This is a genomic window from Rhodanobacter denitrificans (assembly GCF_003335105.1).
GTDB classification, from domain to species: Bacteria; Pseudomonadota; Gammaproteobacteria; order Xanthomonadales; family Rhodanobacteraceae; genus Rhodanobacter; species Rhodanobacter denitrificans_A.
Genome location: NZ_QFWQ01000003.1, coordinates 583,573 through 603,514 on the forward strand (window position 1 = coordinate 583,573; position 19,942 = coordinate 603,514).

Consider the following 19,942-nt stretch of genomic DNA (forward strand, 5'->3'; position numbering starts at 1 on the left):
GCCGTCTGTGCGATGGATGCGCGCCGGCGCTTGCCGGCGGCAGTGAACTGATCAGACTAGCCCAGCGCAGGCCGGGCGCCAAGCCTGGCGCCTTCAGCCGGGCGGGCAGGCGGCCGGCCGGCCGCTGCCCAGCGCCCGCGCCACGTCGGCGATCTGCACCGCCAGCTGCCCGATTGCACGCTGGTGACCCTGCACCAGGGCGGGATAGCCCGGCCCCACCGTCTCGCTGACGCGACTGGTGCAGGCCAGCATGGCGGGCTGCGTGCCGTGCAGCAGGCGCACGCTCCAGGCGGCCTCGACCAGCGCATAGCTGCCGGGCGCCGAATCGAACCGGCGCAGGTCCAGCTTGATCCGTAGCAGCGGTTTGTCGCTGCCGGGCAGGCCGCTGACGTCCGCGCTGCGCAGCTCGCGCGCGAGGTCGGCCGACAGCGCGCTGCGCACTTCGTCGCCGAGCGGGGCGATCCAGCGTTCGCCGCCGAGCAGGGCCACGCCCTGCCCGCCTTCGCGCACCACCAGTTGCGGCTGGTCCACCTGCGCCGGCACGCCGACCGGCAGCAGCTCGAACGGCGGCGACGAGGGCGACGGCGAGGGCGATGGCGACGCCACCGCTTCGCCGGCCGGCGCGACCAGCGTGTAGTAGTGCATGGGCGCCGAGGCGCAGGCTGCCAGCAGCAGGCCGGCTGCCGCCATTCCCAGACCCCTTGCGGCCTGCTTTCTTGCGGCATGGATCATGGCTTGTTTCCTTGCGGCGGCTGGGCGGCCGCCGGCGTGGTGGTGGCGGGCTTCGCGTCCGCGCCGCGGCCGCGGATCAACGCTTCCGGATGCGCGCCCAGGTAGTCGGTCAGCACGCGCAGCGAGCGCGCCATGCGCTGCAGCTGTTCCAGCGTGGCGCCCAGGTTCTGCTGCAGCGGCGAACCGGTGGACAACGCGTCGTTCGCCGTACCCATGGTCTGCTGCACGCCGTGCAGGGTGTCCTTGAGCGCCGGCAGGGTCTGCCCGTTGACCTGCCTGAGCGTGGCGTCGAGGCCGGCCAGGCTGTGGTCCAGATGCTGCCCGATGCTGTCGAATGGCACCTTGGCAAGCTTGTCGACGATCCCGGCCATCTGCTCCTGCAGCTTGTCGAAGCTGCCCGGGACGGTCGGGATGGTCAGCGGGCGGGCCGCCGGGTCGAACGCCACCTTCGGCGTGCGCGGCACGAAATCCAGCGCCACATACAACTGGCCGGTGAGCAGGTTGCCGGTGCGCGCCTGCGCGCGCAGGCCGTGCTCGACCAGGCGACCGACCATCTGCGACAGGTCGGGGTTCTCGCCGCTGGCCTTGGCCAGCGCTTCCAGCTTGTCGTAGGCGGCGCCCAGGCGCTGCGGGTAGATCACCGCCCCCACCAGCACCGGAAAACGCTGCTTCTGCTCGTCGTAATCCAGTCGCACCGACACCACCTTGCCGATATTGATGCCGAGGAATTCCACCGGCGCGTCCACCGCCAGCCCGCGCACCGATTGCTCGAAGCGCATGCGGATGTAATGCGGCTCGCCGTCCGGCGGCGCCATCGCGGCAGCCTGATCGTCGAACAGCTTGTAGGCGGCGTCTTCCGCGGCCGCCGTGCCGTCGTGCGGCCCGGGCGGATCCTGAAAGGCCACGCCGCCGGCCAGCACGGTGGCCAGCGACTGCGTGTTGAGCTTCAGCCCGTTCGCGCCGATCGACACGTCCACGCCGCTGGCGTTCCAGAAGCGGGAGGAGCGGGTGACGAACTTGTCGTTCGGGCCATCGACGAAGATGTGCAGCGAGACGCCCTTGCCGTCCTTGTCCAGCTCGTAGGACGCCACCCGCCCGACCTGGATGCGCCGGTAGTACACCGGCGAGCCGATGTCGAGCGAGCCGAGGTCGTCGCTGTGCAGGATGAAGCTGCGCCCGGGCGCGCCGTGGTTCACCGCTGGTGGCAGCTCCAGCCCCTTGAACTCGTCCTCCGCTTCCTTCGAATCGCCCACGTCAGCGCCGATGAACGCGCCCGACAACAGGGTGTCGATGCCGGAGACCCCGCCCAGCCCGATCCGCGGCCGCACCACCCAGAAGCGGGTATCCTTGGTGGCGAAGCCCTCGGCGCTCTTCTCCAGCGCCACCTTTACCAGCACATGGCTACGGTCGCCACTGAGCTGGATCTTGTTGACCCGGCCGATCACCACGCTCTTGTACTTCACCGGCGTCTTGCCGGCCTCCAGGCCCTCGGCGCTCTGGAAGCTGATGGAGATCTGCGGCCCGGCCTGCAGCCAGTTGTTGATCACCAGCGACAGGCCGACCACCGCCGCCAGCGCCGGAATCAGCCAGATCAGCGAGGCATTGAAGCGGCGCCGCTTCACCACCGGCCGCGGCAGCGCGCCGCCTCCCGGGGGGCCCTGTTCGATGGATGTGTCGTCAGTCATCGGTATCCTTGCCATCCCAGATCAGGCGGGGGTCGAAACTCATCGAGGCCAGCATGGTCAGCACCACGGTCAGGCCGAAGAAGATCACGCCGGGCAACGGTTCCACCAGGCTCAGCACGCTGAAGCGCACCAGCGCGGTGAGCAGCGCCACCACGAACACGTCCAGCATCGACCAGTAGCCGATCAGCTCGACCAGTCGATAGAGTTTTGCACGTTGCACCCTCGCCCAGCCGCTGCCGCGCTGGCTGCTCACCAGCAAGGTGCCCAGCGCGAGGAATTTCAGCATCGGCACCACGATGCTGGCCGTGAACACGATGATCGCCAGGTTCGGCGCTCCCTTGACCCACAACTCCACCACGCCGCTGATGATGGTGTTGTCGTCGATGTCGTTGAGGCTGGCGGTGCGCATGATCGGCAGCACGTTCGCCGGGATGTACATGATGAACGCCGCGATCAGCAGCGCCCAGGTGCGCATGTAGCTGTCGGCCTTGCGCCGGCGCAGCGTGGCGCCGCAGCGCGGGCACGCCATCGCGTCGTCCACGCCGTCGCCATCCAGCTGCGGGTGCCCGGGCACGTTGCGGCATACCAGCCCGCACACCGTGCACGCGATCAGGCCCAGTTCGGCGGCGCGCGGCAGCGCGCTCACGCGGCCTGCTCCGGCACGTCGTCCCACAACCGGCGCAGGTCCACCCCGGCGAAGATGGTGATCAGCAGGGTCAGCGCCGCGTACGCATAGATGCCCGGATCCGGGATCACGTCGAAATAGGTGTGCGCCTTGACGATCGCCACCAGCGCACCCAGCACGAACACCTCGCTCATCGTCCATGGACCAAGGCGATGCAGCGCCACCATCAGCGGCACGAAACCCGGCGCGCGCCGCCCGACGCGGGCGAACCAGAGCAGCCAGCCCAGCATCGTCATCTTCATCAGCGGAAAGAAGAACAGCGTGGCCGCCACCAGCACCGAGACCACCTTGGCCTGCTCCTGCCACATCGCGATGATCATGCCCCACAGCGTGGTGCTGCTGAGCTGGCCGTTGAGGCCCAGCGTCACGATCGGCCACATGTTCGCCTGCACGAACACGATCAACGCAGTAAGGATCAGCGCCAGCAGCGCATTCGCGCCCAGCCCGTGGTGACGCTCCAGCTCCGCGCCGCAGCGCATGCAGCACGCCACGTCGCCGCGCGACAGCAGCTGCCGGCGGTAGACCGTGTCGCAGTGCTCGCAGATCAGCAGCGCTTCGGGAGAACCCATGCCCATGCACTCGGTGCCTTGCTCGGCGTGACGATGCCGAGATTCTCGCAAATCTGTCGCCGGCGCGCTGAACGGCGAGCGACCGCTTGATATGCTGGCCGGCGCCCCGATCTGAAACGGCATCCGCCGAACTGGAATTCCCCGTGACCGATGCCGCCGCCGCTCCCCGCGTGTTCGACGTGGACCAGCAGACCTTCGAGGCCGACGTGCTGCACGCCTCGCTGACCACGCCGGTGCTGGTGGATTTCTGGGCCACCTGGTGCGAGCCGTGCAAGACGCTCGGCCCGATGCTGGAAAAACTCGCCGCCGAATACAACGGCGCGTTCCGGCTGGGCAAGGTCGACGTGGACGCCCAGCAGGAACTGGCCGGCATGTTCGGCATCCGCAGCATCCCCACCGTGGTACTGGTAAAGGACGGCCAGGTGCTCGACGGCTTCGCCGGCGTGCTTCCGGAAGGCCAGTTGCGTGAGTTCCTGTCGCGTCACGTGCAGCCGCTGGAAGCGCCCGCGGAAACCGCCGAAGAAGCGACCGTGCAGGAAACCCCCGAGCAGGCGATCGACCGGCTGCAGCAGGCGATCGCCACCGGACCGGGCAAGCCCGAGCTGAAACTCGACCTGGCGCTGGCGCTGATGCACGCCGGCCAGACTGCCGCCGCCGAGGCGGAACTCGCCGCCTTGCCGGCCAATCTCGCCACCGACGCCCGCGCCGTGCGCCTGCGCAGCGAACTGGACCTCGCCCATGCCGTGAAAGATGCGCCCACCGTGGCCGAACTGCAGCAACGCGTGCAGGCCGACGGCAGCGACTGGGCCGCACGCGACCAGCTCGGCGTACGCCTGCTGCTGGAAGGCGATGCCGCGGCCGGGCTCGAACAGTTCCTGGCAATCCTGCAGAAGGCCCGCGACTGGAACGACGGCCAGGCCAGGAAGCGCCTGCTCGCCGCCTTCGCCACGCTGGACGATGGCGAGCTGGTCGGCAAGTACCGGCGACGGATGGCATCGCTGCTGTTCTGATCCGCCCTCTGGAAAACGGCGTGGCGTAGGGCGGGCACTGCCCGCCAGCTCTCGTTTTCCGGCAACACGAAAAGCGGCGGACGGTGTCCGCCCTACGGAAAAGCACAGCCCATACTGCCGCGTACGCTCGGGTATGATCGCCCCTCCCCCGCCTGGACAAGCCCCCCGCATGCGCGCATCGACCTTCCGCCGCCTGCTCAACCTGTGGCCACCGTTCCTGGTCAACGCGATCCGCCTGCAATCGCTCAGCGACGACTACACCGAGGCGAACGTGGTGCTGCGGCTGCGACCGTGGAACCGCAACTATGTGAAGAGCCAGTTCGGCGGCAACCTGTTCGCGATGGTCGACCCGTTCTGGATGCTGCTGGCAATGCACCAGCTCGGCAGGGACTACTACGTGTGGGACAAGGCCGGCACGATCGACTTCGTCGCGCCCGGCTACGAGGACGTCTACGCGCACTTCAAACTCGACGCCAGCGTGGTCGATGAGCTGCGCACTGCCGCAGCCGGCGGCGAGAAAGTGCTGCGCTGGTTCGAAACCGAAGTGACCACCGCCTCCGGCAAGGTCATCGCCGTCGTGCGCAAGCAGATCTACGTGCGACTGAAGCCGAAGGCCAGGTAGTCCTGCAGGGCGGGCACCGCCCGACGGCTCCGCACAGTCGCGAGAAAATCACAGCGGCTTGCCGCGCCATGGGCGCAAGATCGGCGGCATTCGCCTGAGCGCCATGGAGGTAGCGATGACGGTCGTCGATTTCGTGTTGTCCCGCGCCCGCCATCTGAACCCGGGCAGCTTCGCCATGGTCATGGCCACCGGCATTGTCTCGATCGACCTCGACCAGCACGGCATGCGCGCGCTGGCGCTGACCCTGTTCGGCGTGAACCTGGTCGCCTGGCTGGTCTTGCTGCTACTGAGCGCCGTGCGGCTGCTCCGCTTCCGCCACGAGCTGGTCGCCGATTTCACGAACCCCGGCCGCGGTGCCGGCTTCCTCACCCTGGTCGCGGCCACCTGCGTTTTGGGCAGCCAATGCCTGATGGTGGTGCATCTGCCGGAACTGGCCCGTGCGCTGGCTTTGCTCGGCGCGCTGTTGTGGGTGGCGCTGATCTACCTGTTCTTCGCCGCCACCATCACCGCGCGGATCAAGCCCGGCTTCACCCGCAGCATCAACGGCGGCTGGCTGGTCGCGGTGGTGGCGACGCAGGCATTGGCGGTGCTGATGACCCTACTGCTCGCCGACGATCCCTCAGCCCGTGCCGGCTGGCTGTTCGGCGCGCTGTGCCTGTACCTGCTCGGCGCCGCGCTGTACCTGCTGATCATCACCCTGGTCGTCTACCGCATGGTGTTCTTCCCGCTGCGTGCGCGCGAATTCACACCGCCGTACTGGATCGACATGGGCGCGCTGGCGATCACCACCCTCGCCGGCAGTCTGCTCGTGCTGCACACGCCGGCAACCGGGCCGCTGCACGAGCTGGTGCCATTCGTGAAAGGCTTCACCGTCTTCTTCTGGGCCACCGCCACCTGGTGGATCCCGCTGCTGGTGCTGCTGGAAATCTGGCGTCACGGCTGGCGCCATGTGCCACTGCGCTACGAAGTCGACGACTGGGACATCGTGTTCCCGCTCGGCATGTACACCGTCGGCACTTACGAGTTGGCGCAGGCGTTGCAGCTGGATTTCCTGCAGGTGATACCGGCTGTCGGCGTCTACGTCAGCCTGCTGGTGTGGGCACTGATGGCCGGCGGGGCATTGCTGCGCGAATATCACGGGTTTCGCGTTGGTGGGCGGCGGCGTCCGCTGCGGTGACGATGCGCGCATCTTCATCTTGTAGGAGTGACTTCTGGCGCGATGCCCTTGGCTGTTTCGGGCATCTAAAACGACGAGCTTTGAGAGCAAGGGCTTTCGGCTGCCGCAGGCAGACGAAAGCTCTTGCTCTGACGACCCGCCAAGCAAGAGCATCGCGCGCGTGCGCGCTCCTACAAGGGTATTCGTTGCTGGATGAAGTGCGATGCCTGCCTTCGCAGGCATGACGGATGTGGCCGGGCGCAGCGCAAACCGCCCTCGCCTACAATGCGGAACACTCCACATCCCGGACCACCCCATGCCCCGCCTGCGCGTCAAACGCTACCTGCTCACCGGCCTGCTCACTTTCATTCCGCTGTGGGTGACCTGGCTGGTGTTCAAGTTCGTGCTGGGGTTGCTGGCCGGCATCGGCGCGCCGCTGGTGGCCGCGCTGCTGAACGCCCTGGCGCTGGTGGCGCCCCATGCGGCCGAATCGCTGAAGGCCGAGTGGCTGACCTCCATCGTCGCCCTGCTGCTGACGCTGGGGGCGCTGTACCTGCTGGGCTTCGTGGCGAACCGGGTGATCGGCCAGCGCTTCCTCGACGCGTTCGATTCCCTGCTGGCGCGCATCCCGCTGGTGCAGACGATCTACGGCGGCACCAAGAAGCTGATGGCGGTGCTGCAGAATAAGCCCAGCGGCATGCAGCGCGTGGTGCTGATCGACTTCCCGCGCCGCGGCATGAAGGTGGTGGGCTTCGTCACCCGGGTGATGGTCGAGGAAGGCAGCGGTCGCGAGATGGCGGCGGTGTATATCCCGACCACGCCGAATCCCACTGGCGGCTACCTGGAACTGGTGCCGGTGGATGAGCTGACGCCGACCGACTGGACGATGGACCAGGCGATGGCCTTCATCATTTCCGGCGGCGCGGTGGCACCGGATACGTTGCCCGCTTCGCCGGCGCTGCTGCGCCGCGACGAAAGCGGAAACCAGGCATGAATCTGCGTTGCGTCCTGTGGTCCGCCCTGCTCGGCGTGGTGTCCCTGAGCGTCCACGCCGCCAGCCTCGCCGCCACCGACTGGACCACCCCGGCCGAGGCCGCGCAGTTCCGCACTACGCCCAGCTACGCCGAGACCCTCAGATACCTTGAGCGACTGCAACAGGCGGCACCGGGCGTGATCCGCCTGGAAACCTTCGGCAGCACGCCGGAAGGCCGGCCGATGACGGTGGTGGTCGCCAGCGCCGACGGCATGTTCGACCCGGCCGCCGCGCGCGCCGCGCACAAGCCGGTGGTGCTGCTGCAGGCCGGCATCCACCCCGGCGAGATCGAGGGCAAGGACGCCGGCCTGATGCTGCTGCGCGATATCGCGGTCAGCGGCAAGTACCCGCACCTGCTCGACCATGTGGTGCTGGTCTACATTCCAGTGTTCAGCGTGGACGGGCACGAGAACACCAGCCCGTACCACCGCATCAACCAGAACGGCCCGGCCAGCATGGGCTTCCGCGGCCAGTCGCAGTACCTCAACCTCAACCGCGACTACATCAAGGCCGATGCGCCGGAGATGCGCGTGTGGCTGAAGCTGTGGCAGAAGTGGCTGCCGGATTTCCTGATCGACGTGCACACCACCGACGGCGCCGACTACCGGTACGACCTCACCTGGTACACCGAGGACCCGCACAAGCTCGACCCCGCGGTGAGCGCGTGGCAGCAGGATGCGATCGTCGACCACGCGATACCCGCATATGAAAAGCGCGGCCACCTCGCCTCAATCTACCTGGAGTTCAAGGACGGCCGCGACCCGCGCTTGGGGCTAGTGAACTTCGGCTCCGGCCCGCGCTTCTCCACCGGCTATGCGGCGCTGCAGAACCGCCCCGCGCTGCTGGTCGAGACGCACATGCTCAAACCCTACGCGACCCGCGTGCACGCCGTGTACGACCTGGTCGAACTGATGCTGGAACAGATCGGCGCACACCCGGCTGCCCTGCTCGCCGCCACCGCGAAGGCCGACGCCGGCACCATCGCCCGCGCCGGCGAGGCGAACGCGCGCGTGGCGCTGACCTTCAAGCCCGATCCGCAACCGACGAAGTTCGAACTCAAGGGCTACGCGTTCACGCTGAGCCACAGCGACATTTCCGGCAGCGAGTGGATCCGCTACGACCCGCATACGCCGAAGAACTACACCATCGACAACTGGAACGGCCTGCTGCCGGACATCTCGGTCGCCCCGCCGGCCGCCTACGTGGTGCCGGCGCAGTGGACGACGATCATCGACCGACTCGACGCCCACGGCATCCGCTACCGCCGCACCGACCGGCCGCTGACGATCCGCGCCGAGGGCTACCAGCTGGACGACCCGAAGTGGGCCAGCCAGCCGTTCGAAGGCCACCTGATGCTGCGCGACTTCAGCCTGCACGCCGTGCCGCGCGAAGTGACCCTGCCGGCCGGTTCGGCGATCGTGCCGCTGGACCAGCGCGCGGCGAACGTGGCGATCGAACTGCTGGAGCCGCAGGCGCCGGACTCGCTGCTGCATTGGGGCTATCTCGACGCGGTGTTCGAGGCCAAGGAATACGGCGAGCCGCGCGTGGTCGAGCAGCTGGCGCGCGACATGCTGGCGGAGGCCCCTGCACTGAAGGCCGCGTTCGAGCGGAAGCTGCACGACGATCCCGCCTTCGCCGCCGACAGTCGCGCACGGCTGGCGTTCTTCTTCGAACGCTCGCCCTGGTACGCCACCCAACACGTGGGCGCCTACCCCGTGCTGCGCCTGGACGCGGCGCAGTTGCAGCAACTGCCGGCCCCACGGCATCCGCCCGCCGGCCGCGGCAACCCTGACCTTTGACACTGTGCCACCCATGACGTTTGACCTAGCGTGAGCGGCCATGCCCGCGTTCCGGGGGGGACCCGACGGCGCGAACAGACGACACCACCCATCACCCACAGAGGGATATCCATGACCAAGCAGTATCTGAAGCCCCTGGCGCTGGCACTGGCCGTAAGCGCGGCCCTGTCGCTGAGCGCCTGCGGCAAGCAGGAGCCGGCGGGCAAGGCGCCGGCATCGGCCAGCACCGCCCCGGCCGCCGCCAGCACCACGGCCGCCGCCAACCCCGGCAAGAGCATTTTCGACGTCAGCGAGCTGGATCCGGCCATCAACGCCTGCCAGGACTTCAACGGCTTCGTCAACGCCAAGTGGGTCGCCGCCAACCCGATCCCCGCCGACCGCACCCGCTGGGGCGCGTTCGACCAGCTGGCCGAGTCCAGCCTGAACACCCAGCACACCATCGTCGAGAAGGCTGCCAAGGATGCCGCCACGGCCCAGGCCGGCTCGATCGAGCAGAAGATAGGCTACCTGTTCCAGTCCGGCATGGACGAGGCGGCCATCGAGAAAGCCGGCTTCGACCCGATCAAGCCCAAGCTCGACGCGATCGCCGCCCTGAAGAACGGCGCCGACGTGGCCGGCTACATCACCAAGAGCTACGTCGAGGGCGACGGCCATGTGTTCCACTTCGAGTCCGACCCCGACTTCCAGCACGCCGACATACAGATCGCCTATGCGTTCGAGGACGGCCTGGGTCTGCCGACCAAGGACTACTACAGCGACGCCAAGTACAAGGACATCCGCGACGCCTATGTCGCCTACATCGCCAAGGCGCTGGAGCTGACCGGCGTGGCCGAAGCAGACGCGAAGAAGCAGGCCGACGATGTGCTGGCGTTCGAAACCGTGCTGGCCGCCGCCTCGCTGTCGCCGGTCGAGGCGCGCAAGCCGGAGAACCAGTATCACTTCGTCAGCGTCAAGGACGCCGACAAGGCCACCCCGCATTTCAGCTGGGACAAGTTCTTCGCCGCCCAGGGCGTGACCATCGACAAGGGTTTCTCGCTGTCGCAGCCGAAGTTCTTCGCCGAGTTCGACCAGCAACTGGCCAAGGCGCCGATCGCCCAGTGGCAGGCCTACCTGCGCTTCCACACCATCGACGACGCCTCGCCGTACCTGAGCAAGAATTTCCAGGACAACAAGTTCGCGTTCTACGGCAAGACCCTGTCCGGCCAGCCGGAACAGAAGGCGCGCTGGAAGCGCGTGCTCGGTACCGTCAACAGCTCGATGGGCCAGGCACTGGGCCAGCTGTACGTGGCCGAGGTGTTCAAACCCGAGGCCAAGGCCCGTGCACAGGAACTGGTCGACAACGTGCGCAATGCGCTGAAGGCGCGCATCGAGAACCTCGACTGGATGAGCGCCGAGACCAAGGCCAAGGCGATCGCCAAGTGGGATACCTTCCTGCCGAAGATCGGTTACCCGGACAAGTGGCGCGACTGGTCCGGCCTGAACATCACCAGCGACAATTACTACGCCAACGTGCAAGCGGCAGTGAAGTTCAACTACGACTACAACATCGCCAAGATCGGCAAGCCGACCGACCGCAAGGAATGGGGCATGACCCCGCAGACGGTCAACGCCTACTACAACCCGACCGACAACACGATCAACTTCCCGGCCGCGATCCTGCAGCCGCCGTTCTTCAATGCCAACGCCGACGACGGCATCAACTACGGCGGCATCGGCGCGGTGATCGGCCACGAGGCCAGCCACGGCTTCGACGACGAGGGCAGCCAGTTCGACGGCGCCGGCAACAACGTCAACTGGTGGACCAAGGACGACCGTGCCAAGTTCGATGCGCGCACCGACAAGCTGGTCGCCCAGTTCAACGACTACACGCCGATCAAGGACAAGCCGGACCTGCACGTCAACGGCAAGCTGACCCTGGGCGAGAACATCGGCGACCTGGGCGGCCTGAACGCGGCCTATGACGCGCTGCAGGCCGCGCTGAAGAAGAACCCCGACGAAGCCGGCAAGAAGATCGACGGCTACACCCAGGACCAGCGCTTCTTCCTGAACTGGGCGCGGGTGTGGCGTGGTTCCATCCGCGAGAAGCAGGCGGTGCTGCAACTCAACGTCGACCCGCACGCCCCGGCCTCGCTGCGCGCGATCGGTGCGCCGTCGAACATGCCGGCCTTCGCCAGCGCGTTCCAGTGCAAGCCGGGCGACGCGATGGTGCGCCCGGACGACAAGCAGGTGAAGATCTGGTAAGTCCGTGGCCGTAGCGGCATCCGCCGCCGCGGCCAAGCTGCCAGCCCGGAAACGCCGCGCCCGTGCGCGGCGTTTCCGTCTCGAGGCCCGCGGGTTCCGCGGCGACAGCAAGACGGGTGCCAGCGTGCCGAAACCCGGCACCATTGCGCCGCAGCGGTTCCCAGGGCGGGCCGCGGGGCGGATAATCGTCGGCCCTTGATGCAAGACGGCCGAAACATGTTTGTCCCTGGTCAACGCTGGATCTCCTCCGCCGAACCCGAACTGGGCCTCGGCACCGTGCTGCGCGTCGAAGGGCGTGGCGTGCAGGTGCTGTTCGCCAAGGCCGGCGTGCTGCGCCCGTACGCGATCGACTCGGCGCCGCTGGTGCGCGCCGAGTTCCGCGCCGGCCAGCGCATCGCCGGCAAGGGCATCGCGTTCCTGGTGGAACGGGTGGAGATCCGCGACGACCTGCTGATCTACCGCGGCGAGGGCCGCGAACTGCACGAGGGCCAGCTCGACGACGAGCAGAGCGTGAGCCAGGCCGACGACCGCCTGGTCGGCGGCCGCACCGATGCCGTGGCGCAGTTCGAGCTGCGCCTGGAAGGCCTGCAACGGCGTGCCGAGGCACGCCGTTCGCCGATGTGGGGCCTGGGCGCGGCGCGGATCGGGCTGGTGCCGCATCAACTGCGCGTGGCCGGCATCGCCGCTGCCCGGCGTCCGCCGCGGGTGCTGCTGGCGGACGAGGTGGGACTGGGCAAGACCATCGAGGCCGGCATGATCGTCGCGCGTCAGCTCGCCACCGGCCGCGCCTCGCGCGTGCTGCTGCTGTTGCCCGACACCCTGGTCTACCAGTGGTTCGTGGAGATGCTGCGCCGCTTCAACCTCAGCTTCGCGATCTACGACGAGGAACGCTGCGAGGCGCTGGAACAATCCGGCGACGCCGGCAATCCGTTCGAGGACGAACAACTGGTGATCGCCGATTTCGGCTTTCTCGAAAACTCGCCCAAACATGCGCAGCAGTTGCTGGACGCGCCGTGGGACCTGCTGGTGGTCGATGAAGCGCACCACCTGGCGTGGTCGCCAGAGGCCACCAGCCCGCGCTACGCGATGGTGGAGAAGCTGGCCGCGGCGATCCCGGGCGTGGTCCTGCTCACCGCCACCCCGGAACAGCTGGGCCGCAGCGGCCACTTCGCCCGCCTGCGCCTGCTCGATCCACAGCGCTATCACGATCTCGAAAGCTACCTCGCCGAAGCCGACAGCTACCTGGCACTGTCTAAGATCGCCGACCGCCTGCTCGATGGCCAACCGCTCGACGACCCGCAACGCGCTGCCCTCGCCGAGGCGTTCCACGGTGACGCCGTGCTCACTGCGCGTCTGGCCGAGTCGACCCGGCCCGAGAACGCGCGCGAGCTGCTGGCCGCGCTGATCGACCGCCACGGCACCGGCCGCGCGATGTTCCGCAACAACCGCGCCGGCGTCGGCGGCTTCCCGCAGCGCCGGCCGGAATGGCACCTGCTGCCGATGGCTACGGTCGACGACAGCACGCGCCAGGCGCTGCTGGCCGAATTCCACGCCGACATCCAGCAGCCGCCGGCGCTGATCGAGGTCGACTACGCCGCCGACCCGCGTATCGACGCGCTGGTCGCCCTGCTCGACGCCCACCCGCAGGACAAGTTCCTGCTGATCTGCCGCAGCCAGGCCAAGGTGCTGGCGCTGGAGGAAGCGCTGCGCACGCGCAGCGGCGTAGGCGTGGCGCGTTTCCACGAAGGCCTCGGCATCGTGCAGCGCGACCGCAACGCCGCGTATTTCGCCCAGCCCGATGGCGCGCGTCTGCTGCTGTGCTCGGAAATCGGCTCGGAAGGCCGCAACTTCCAGTTCGCGCACCGGCTGGTGCTGTGGGACCTGCCGCTGGACCCCGACCTGCTGGAACAGCGCATCGGCCGGCTCGACCGGATCGGCCAGAAGCACGACATCGCCATCCACATCCTCGCCGTCGCCGACAGCGCCCAGCACGTGCTGGCGCGCTGGTACGGCGAGGGCGTCGACGCGTTCCGCATGAGCCCGGCCGATGGTCGCGAGCTGCTGCGCCGCTACGGCGAGCCGCTGACCCGGCTGGCCAACGAGCATGCGCGCGGCGACGACAACCGCGACCAGGAACTGGATGCGCTGCTGGCCGAGACCCGCGCCAGCCACGAGCAGATGGCCGAGCTGATCCGCGGCGGCCGCGACCACCTGCTGGAGCTGGCCTCCAGCCGCGACCTGCACGCCGACGAGCTGCAGCAGGCGTTCACCCGCGAAGACCGCGACCCCGCCCGCGACGCCTTCGTGCAGCGCCTGCTGGAGGCGTTCGGCATCCATGCCGAGGAACTCGGCGGCCAGGTGCTGCTGCTCGACCCGCAATACCTGTCCACCGACGCCCTGCCCGGCTTCGCCGAGGGCCCGCAGTCGGTGACCTTCGCGCGCGAGGTGGCACTGGCGCGCGAGGAACTGCCGCTGCTGCGGCTGGATCATCCGCTGGTCGCCGGCGCGCTTGACCTGGCGCTATCCGGCGAGCAGGGCAACGCCGCCTTCATGGTCGACGACGTGCTGTCGCCGCGTACCGCGCTGCTGCAGGCGGTGTTCGTGCTCGAATGCGTGGCCGACCGGAAACTCGACGCCGAACGCTTCCTGCCCGTCCTGCCGATCGCGGTCACCGTCGACACCCGGCTGGCCGAGCGCGCCGACTTCGCTCCCAGCGAAATCGCCCTGCGCAAGGCCGGCGACCGCAACATCGAGGTACCGCGCTACCGCAAGTTCCTCGCCAAGCTGGTGCCGCCGATGCTGGAGCGCGCCGAGGCGCTGGCCGGCACGCGCGGGCAGGCGCGCATCGACGAGGCGGTGGCCTTGGCCACCGAGACGCTGGATGCGGAACTGTCGCGCCTGCTGGCGCTGCGTGCGGTGAACCCGTCGGTCAGCGCAGCGGAAATCGCCGCCATCGCCGCCGAGCGCACCGCCCTGCTGGCCGCGCTGCCGCAGTCGCGGCTGCGGCTGGACGCGGTGCGTTTCGTGGTCAGCGCGGATTTCCTGGCGCTGCGCTGAGGCCCACCCTTCCCCGGTGTGCGGGGAAGGTCCGCGGCGCCCCTCAGCTCAAGCCGACGCCATGCGCATGCGCTGCTCGATGCCGCCCAGGCGGTAGCCCACCGCCAGCAGCGCCAGCCAGATCACGCCCACGTACAGCGCCACGCGGGTGTCCGCGCTGTAGCCGAGCATCACCAGCACGAACGCCAGAAACGCCAGGCAGACCACGCTGCTCAACGGAAACCAGCGCAACCGGAAGGCCAGCGGCACCGGCTGCTGGCGGCGGAAGCGCCAGTGCGCCACCAGCACCATGCCCCAGGTCCACACCGTGTTGAACGCAAGGATCGACATCATCATGCCGAAGATGCGCCCGGGCACCAGATAGTTCATCAGCACGCCGAACAGCAGGAACACCAGCGTCACCAGCACCCCGCGCATCGGCACGCCGTGCGCGCTCAGCCGCCCCATCGCCATCGGCGCCTGCCCCTTCGTCGCCAGGCTGTGCAGCATGCGGCTGCCGCTGAACATCGTTGAGTTGAAGCTGGACAGCGCCGCGGTGATCACCACGAAATTGATCAGCCCGGCCGCCTGCGGAATGCCCAGCCGGGCGAAGGTGGTGACGAACGGACTGCCCTGCGTGCCCAGCTCGTTCCACGGGTAGATCGCCATGATCACGAACAGCGAGCCGATGTAGAAGATCAGGATGCGCCAGATCACCGAGTTCACCGCGCGCGGGATGGTGCGCTCCGGCTGCGCCGCCTCGGCCGCCGCCATGCCGATCGTCTCGATGCCGCCGAACGAGAACACCAGCACCGGCAGCGCCAGCACCATGCCGGTGACGCCGTTCGGGAACCAGCCGCCATGCGACCACAGGTTGCTGAGGCCGATCGGCTTGCCGCCGTTGCCCCAGCCCAGCCAGATCATCGCGCAGCCGCCGGCGATCATCGCCACCACCGTGAGCACCTTGATCAGCGCGAACCAGAACTCCAGCTCGCCGTAGACCTTCACCGCCATCAGGTTCAGTCCGCCGATCATCGCCACGCTGGCGAACGCCCAGATCCACTGCGGCGACCCCGGAAACCACGCCTTCATGTAGATGCCGACCGCCGTACTCTCGGCGATGCCCACACCCATCATCAGGATCCAGTAGTTCCAGCCGGTGAGGTAGCCGGCGAACGGGCCGAGGTACTTGTGCGCGTAGGCGCTGAACGAGCCGGCGATCGGCTCGTGCGCGGCCATCTCGCCCAGCGCGCGCATGATGATGAAGATCATCGTGCCGCCGAACAGGTAGGCGAACAGCAGCGACGGCCCGGCCAGCTGGATCGTGCTGGCGGAGCCGAGGAACAGGCCGGCACCGATGCACATGCCCAGTGCCATGAAGGTGATGTGGCGCGGGGTGAGCTGGCGCTGCAGGGTCTGGGTCATGGGTGCGTTCGTGGCGTGGAAGCGCTCAGCGTAACAGGCGCCGCTTCGGTTTCCACGGCAGCCGCCCGCGCCAGTACTGGATCAGCACCAGGCCGCCGAGCATGCCGCCGAGATGGGCGAAGTGGGCCACGCCCGGCTCGATCCCGGTCACGCCCATGGTCAGCTCGGCGGCGGCGTAGAGGGTCACGAACAACCACGCCGGCATCGGGATCGGCAGGAAGATCAGCATCACCTTCTCGTGCGGATACAGCATGCCGAACGCCAGCAGCAGGCCGAAGATCGCGCCGGACGCGCCCAGCGTGGGGCCGTACTGCATCGGCGGGAAGAACCACAGCACCGCCAGCTGCAGCAGCGAGGCGACGATCGCGCAGACGAAGTAGTAGACGGTGAACTCGCGCGCGCCGAAGGTACGCTCGATGGTACCGCCGAACATGTAGAGCGCGAGCATGTTGAACATGATGTGGGTGATGCCGCCATGCATGAACGCGCTGGTGACGATCTGCCAAGGCTCGAACAGGCCGCTGCCCAGCGGCCACAGCGCGAAATACTGCAGCAGGAGCGTGCCCGTCACCTGCTGCAGCAGGAACACGGCGACGTTGGCGATCAGCAGGTTGCGCGTAACCGGTGGCAGATCGAATGGCATCGGGCGGTTTCCGTTGGTGGCAGGCTCAAGCGTAAGGGCGGCAAGGCGATGCCGCCAGCCACGCCCCGCTCCGACCGCGCCCGCCGGCGATCGTTCATTCGTGGCGGAGCATGAAAAAGCCGCCTTGCGGCGGCTCCCGAAAAACCGGCAATGCCGGCCTCAGCCCTTGTCGGCTGCTACCTGCGCCATCGCCTCGGGGCGCTTGGCGCCGGCGAAACGCTTGGCCCAGTAAGCCTCGCTGAGGCTGGAGATCTCCACCGACTTGCCGGCAGACGGCGAGTGGATGAAGCGGCCGTTCGAGATGTAGATGCCTACGTGCGAAATATTCCGCCGGCCGCGGGTGTGGAAGAACACCAGGTCGCCCGGCTGCATGTCGGCCCGGTTGACCTTGAGGCCGGCCAGGAATTGCGAGGCGGAGTTGCGCGGCAATTGCATGCCGACCGCATGGGCGAACACGTAACGGACGAAACCGCTGCAGTCGAAACCGGTCGAGGGATCGCGGCCGCCCCGCACATAGCGGGTGTCGCGCAACTTCATCGCCACCCCGAGCAGCGCCTTGCGCAGCTCGGTCACGTCGTCGCTGCTGGCTGCGATGGCCGCCGCGTCACCCAGGTCGCCCGGGTCGGCGGCCAGCGAGGCGGTGTCGGGAAGCACGGACTGCGCCAGCGCCGACGCCGGGCTGAATACCGGCAACTGCCCCAGCAGGGACGAACCGGCACGAGCCATGAACGCCGTGTCGATGGCTTGATCGGTCTGGGTGGGGAGGTTCCGGGCCTGGAGAGGGCCGGATAGCAACAACGCGGAAGCGAGCGCAGCGAAAACGGTCAGGTGCTTGATGGGCATGCCGGGAAAAATCCCTTGTTGTTCACAGGATTGGCCGCCCGGCAGAAGCCGACGACGTGACGATGCAGTGAACTTAACAAGAAGAAGGCGTGCAGATGTTCGATTGAGGTTAACTGAACCCTGCCGTTTCAAAAAAAAGACCGCACAGGAATTGCATGCAAGATTATGAATTACAAAGATTTCATGCCCCGGATGACGCTTCCGGCCAGTAATATTCATCCGGATAAGGCCGGGCGCCGAAGATGGCGGTGCCTATCCGCACCTCGGTCGCACCCTCGGCGATGGCGAGCGGAAAGTCGCCGCTCATGCCCATGGAAAGCCTCGACACGGCATGTCCCCTCGTCACCTCGCGGTCACGCAATTCGCGCAGGCGACGGAAGCAGCCGCGCACCTCGGCCGGGTCGGTGGAGTGGATCGCCAGGGTCATCAGGCCGCGCACGCGCAGGGTGTCGTAGCCGCGCAGGGTGTCCAGGAAACCGGCCAGCTGCTCGGGCGGCAGCCCGTACTTGCTGGGCTCGGACGAAGTCTTCACCTGTACCAGCACGTCGATCGCGCGACCCTCGTGCTGCAGCCGCCGGTCCAGCGCCTGGGCCAGCTCCAGCCGGTCCAGCGACTGCACCTCGCTGGCCAGCCGCGCCACGTCCTTCGCCTTGTTGGTCTGCAGGTGGCCGATCATCACCCAGGCTATGCCGCAATCCGCCAGCGGCGCCGACTTGTCGCGGAGCTCCTGCGCCTTGTTCTCGCCGAAGCGGCGCATGCCCAGCGCCACGGCGGCGCGGATCAGTTCCGGGCCGAAGGTCTTGCTGACCGGCAGGATGCCCACCTCGGCCGGCTCGCGGCCAGCCGTACGGCAGGCTTCGTCCACCCGGCGGCGCACGTCGGCCCAGTTGGCGGCGAGGCGGGCGGGGTCGGGCATGTCGGCGTTCATCACAAACCGCGCTCCAGCGATCGCCTCAGGCCTTGCCTGCCTGCCCGAAATGGCGTGCCACCACCTCGGCCACCACCATGCTGACCTTCTTGCCGGTGGGGATGTGCAGGAACTCGTTCGGACCGTGCGCGTTGGAATGCGGGCCCAGCACGCCGGTGATCAGGAACTGAGCCTTGGGGAATTTCTCGCCCAGCATGCCCATGAACGGGATGCTGCCGCCTTCGCCCATATAGGTGGCCGGCGCACCGAAATAGTTCTGCGAGGCATCGGCCACCGCCTTTTCCAGCCACGGCGACAGCGCCGGCGCATTCCAGCCCGAGCCGTCCTTTTCCAGGGTGAAGCTGACCTTGGCACCGTACGGCGGGTCCTTCTCCAGCAGCTGCTTGACGAACTCGCCGGCCTTGGCGCCGCTCAGCGTGGGCGGCACGCGCAGGCTCAGCTTCACGGAAGTGAACGGGCGCAGCACGTTGCCGGCGCTTTCCAGCGGCGGGATGCCGCCGACGCCGGTGACCGCGAGTTGTGGGCGCCAGGTGCGGTTGAGCACCAGTTCGGCCAGATCCTTCGTGACCGGCTGCATGCCCTCGGCCCACGGGAACTTGCTGTAGATGTCGTCGCCCAGCACCTCGGCGGACAGCCGCGCCTGGTCGATGCGCTGCTGCGGGATCTCGACGTACAGTTCCTTCGGCTTGATCGTGCCGGTTGCCGGGTCCTCAAGTCGCGACAGCAGCTCGCGCAGGATGCGGAAACTGGATGGCACCACGCCGGAGGCGTCGCCCGAATGCACGCCCTCCTCCAGCACCTGCACGGTGAGGTTGCCGCCGGTCATGCCGCGCAGCGAGGTGGTCAGCCACAACTGGTCGTAGTTGCCGCAGCCCGAATCCAGGCACACCACCAGCGATGGGCTGCCGATGCGCTCGGCCAGGTGGTCGACGTAGTACGGCAGGTCGTAGCTGCCGGACTCCTCGCAGGCCTCGATCATCACCACGCAGCGCGCATGCGGGATGCCCTGCTCATGCAGCGCCAGCAGCGCGGCCAGCGAGCCGAAGATCGCATAGCCGTCGTCGGCGCCGCCGCGGCCATACAGCTTGTCGCCCTTCAGTACCGGCGTCCACGGGCCGAGGCCTTCGGCCCAGCCGGTCATCTCCGGCTGCTTGTCGAGATGGCCGTACAGCATCACGGTGTCGTCGCCCTGGCCCGGCACCTCGATATAGATGAGTGGCGTGCGCCCTTCCAGCCGCACCACCTCCAGCGTGGCGCCCGGCAGCTGACTCAGCTTGGAGCGCGCCCAGGTTTCCATCAGCTTGACTGCCGCATCCATGTAGCCGTGCGCCACCCAGTCCTTGTCGAACATCGGCGACTTGTTGGGAATGCGGATGTACTCGACCAGTTGGGGCACGATCTCGTCGTCCCACAGGCCGCTGACGAAGCGGGAAAGGCGGGCAGTATCCATGGCTCACTCCATCAGGCGGACAAGAGCGGCATTGTAACAGCGCGCTTCCACCGCACCGACACGCGAGCGGAAGCCGCCCACAGGC

16 protein-coding genes are annotated in these 19,942 nt (G+C 67.9%); 7 read left to right on the plus strand and 9 right to left on the minus strand.

Annotation, left to right across the window (positions count from 1 at the left end):
- Positions 1–93 precede the first annotated feature (93 nt).
- Genes DEO45_RS05020 through DEO45_RS05035 form a run of 4 tightly spaced genes read right to left on the minus strand, consistent with a single transcriptional unit; the run spans position 94 to position 3,677 of the window.
- Positions 94–732, minus strand: a complete 639-nt coding sequence (locus DEO45_RS05020) for a PqiC family protein (protein WP_223250789.1) — start codon at positions 730–732, stop codon at positions 94–96.
- Entirely contained in the window at positions 729–2,417 is a 1,689-nt protein-coding gene (locus DEO45_RS05025; protein WP_114341183.1) for an intermembrane transport protein PqiB, read from the minus strand. Before DEO45_RS05025 ends, DEO45_RS05020 begins: the two co-directional genes overlap by 4 nt.
- A complete protein-coding gene (locus DEO45_RS05030) occupies positions 2,410–3,063 on the minus strand; it encodes a paraquat-inducible protein A (protein ID WP_114341184.1) in 654 nt (217 codons plus the stop codon). The genes DEO45_RS05025 and DEO45_RS05030 overlap by 8 nt, the downstream gene beginning before the upstream one ends.
- Positions 3,060–3,677, minus strand: coding sequence for a paraquat-inducible protein A (locus DEO45_RS05035; RefSeq protein WP_114341185.1), 618 nt, complete (start codon positions 3,675–3,677; stop codon positions 3,060–3,062). The genes DEO45_RS05030 and DEO45_RS05035 overlap by 4 nt, the downstream gene beginning before the upstream one ends.
- 137 nt (positions 3,678–3,814) lie before the next feature.
- On the opposite strand from DEO45_RS05035, the gene trxA reads away from it, so the two are divergent.
- The 7 genes from trxA to rapA all read left to right on the plus strand — a co-directional run bounded on the left by trxA (position 3,815) and on the right by rapA (position 14,589).
- Positions 3,815–4,681, plus strand: coding sequence for a thioredoxin (gene trxA, locus DEO45_RS05040; RefSeq protein WP_114341186.1), 867 nt, complete (start codon positions 3,815–3,817; stop codon positions 4,679–4,681).
- 169 nt (positions 4,682–4,850) lie between these two features.
- Positions 4,851–5,303 carry a DUF4442 domain-containing protein gene (locus DEO45_RS05045; protein WP_114341187.1) on the plus strand — a complete coding sequence of 151 codons (453 nt, stop codon included), beginning with the start codon at positions 4,851–4,853 and terminating at the stop codon, positions 5,301–5,303.
- A 115-nt stretch (positions 5,304–5,418) separates the two neighbouring features.
- Positions 5,419–6,480 carry a tellurite resistance/C4-dicarboxylate transporter family protein gene (locus DEO45_RS05050; RefSeq protein ID WP_114341329.1) on the plus strand — a complete coding sequence of 354 codons (1,062 nt, stop codon included), beginning with the start codon at positions 5,419–5,421 and terminating at the stop codon, positions 6,478–6,480.
- 295 nt (positions 6,481–6,775) lie between these two features.
- Positions 6,776–7,453, plus strand: coding sequence for a DUF502 domain-containing protein (locus tag DEO45_RS05055; RefSeq protein ID WP_114341188.1), 678 nt, complete (start codon positions 6,776–6,778; stop codon positions 7,451–7,453).
- On the plus strand, positions 7,450–9,291 hold the full coding sequence (locus DEO45_RS05060) for a M14 family metallopeptidase (protein ID WP_114341189.1): 1,842 nt from the start codon (positions 7,450–7,452) through the stop codon (positions 9,289–9,291). The genes DEO45_RS05055 and DEO45_RS05060 overlap by 4 nt, the downstream gene beginning before the upstream one ends.
- Positions 9,292–9,402: 111 nt before the next feature.
- A complete protein-coding gene (locus DEO45_RS05065; RefSeq protein WP_114341190.1) occupies positions 9,403–11,532 on the plus strand; it encodes a M13 family metallopeptidase in 2,130 nt (709 codons plus the stop codon).
- A 216-nt stretch (positions 11,533–11,748) separates the two neighbouring features.
- Complete coding sequence (rapA, locus tag DEO45_RS05070) at positions 11,749–14,589, plus strand: RNA polymerase-associated protein RapA (protein WP_114341191.1); 2,841 nt, start codon at positions 11,749–11,751, stop codon at positions 14,587–14,589.
- 48 nt (positions 14,590–14,637) lie between these two features.
- Here the strand turns inward: rapA and DEO45_RS05075 are convergent, their stop codons facing one another.
- The 5 genes from DEO45_RS05075 to DEO45_RS05095 form a co-directional block, all read right to left on the minus strand.
- A complete protein-coding gene (locus DEO45_RS05075) occupies positions 14,638–15,993 on the minus strand; it encodes an amino acid permease (protein ID WP_114341192.1) in 1,356 nt (451 codons plus the stop codon).
- A 25-nt stretch (positions 15,994–16,018) separates the two neighbouring features.
- Complete coding sequence (locus DEO45_RS05080; RefSeq protein ID WP_114341193.1) at positions 16,019–16,636, minus strand: rhomboid family intramembrane serine protease; 618 nt, start codon at positions 16,634–16,636, stop codon at positions 16,019–16,021.
- A 159-nt stretch (positions 16,637–16,795) separates the two neighbouring features.
- Positions 16,796–17,479 (minus strand): C40 family peptidase, encoded by a 684-nt coding sequence (locus DEO45_RS05085; RefSeq protein WP_114341194.1) that lies wholly within the window; start codon positions 17,477–17,479, stop codon positions 16,796–16,798.
- A 181-nt stretch (positions 17,480–17,660) separates the two neighbouring features.
- Positions 17,661–18,395, minus strand: a complete 735-nt coding sequence (locus DEO45_RS05090; RefSeq protein WP_114341330.1) for a YggS family pyridoxal phosphate-dependent enzyme — start codon at positions 18,393–18,395, stop codon at positions 17,661–17,663.
- Positions 18,396–18,432: 37 nt separating this feature from the next.
- Positions 18,433–19,857, minus strand: a complete 1,425-nt coding sequence (locus DEO45_RS05095; RefSeq protein WP_114341195.1) for a M20 family metallopeptidase — start codon at positions 19,855–19,857, stop codon at positions 18,433–18,435.
- Positions 19,858–19,942: the final 85 nt, after the last annotated feature.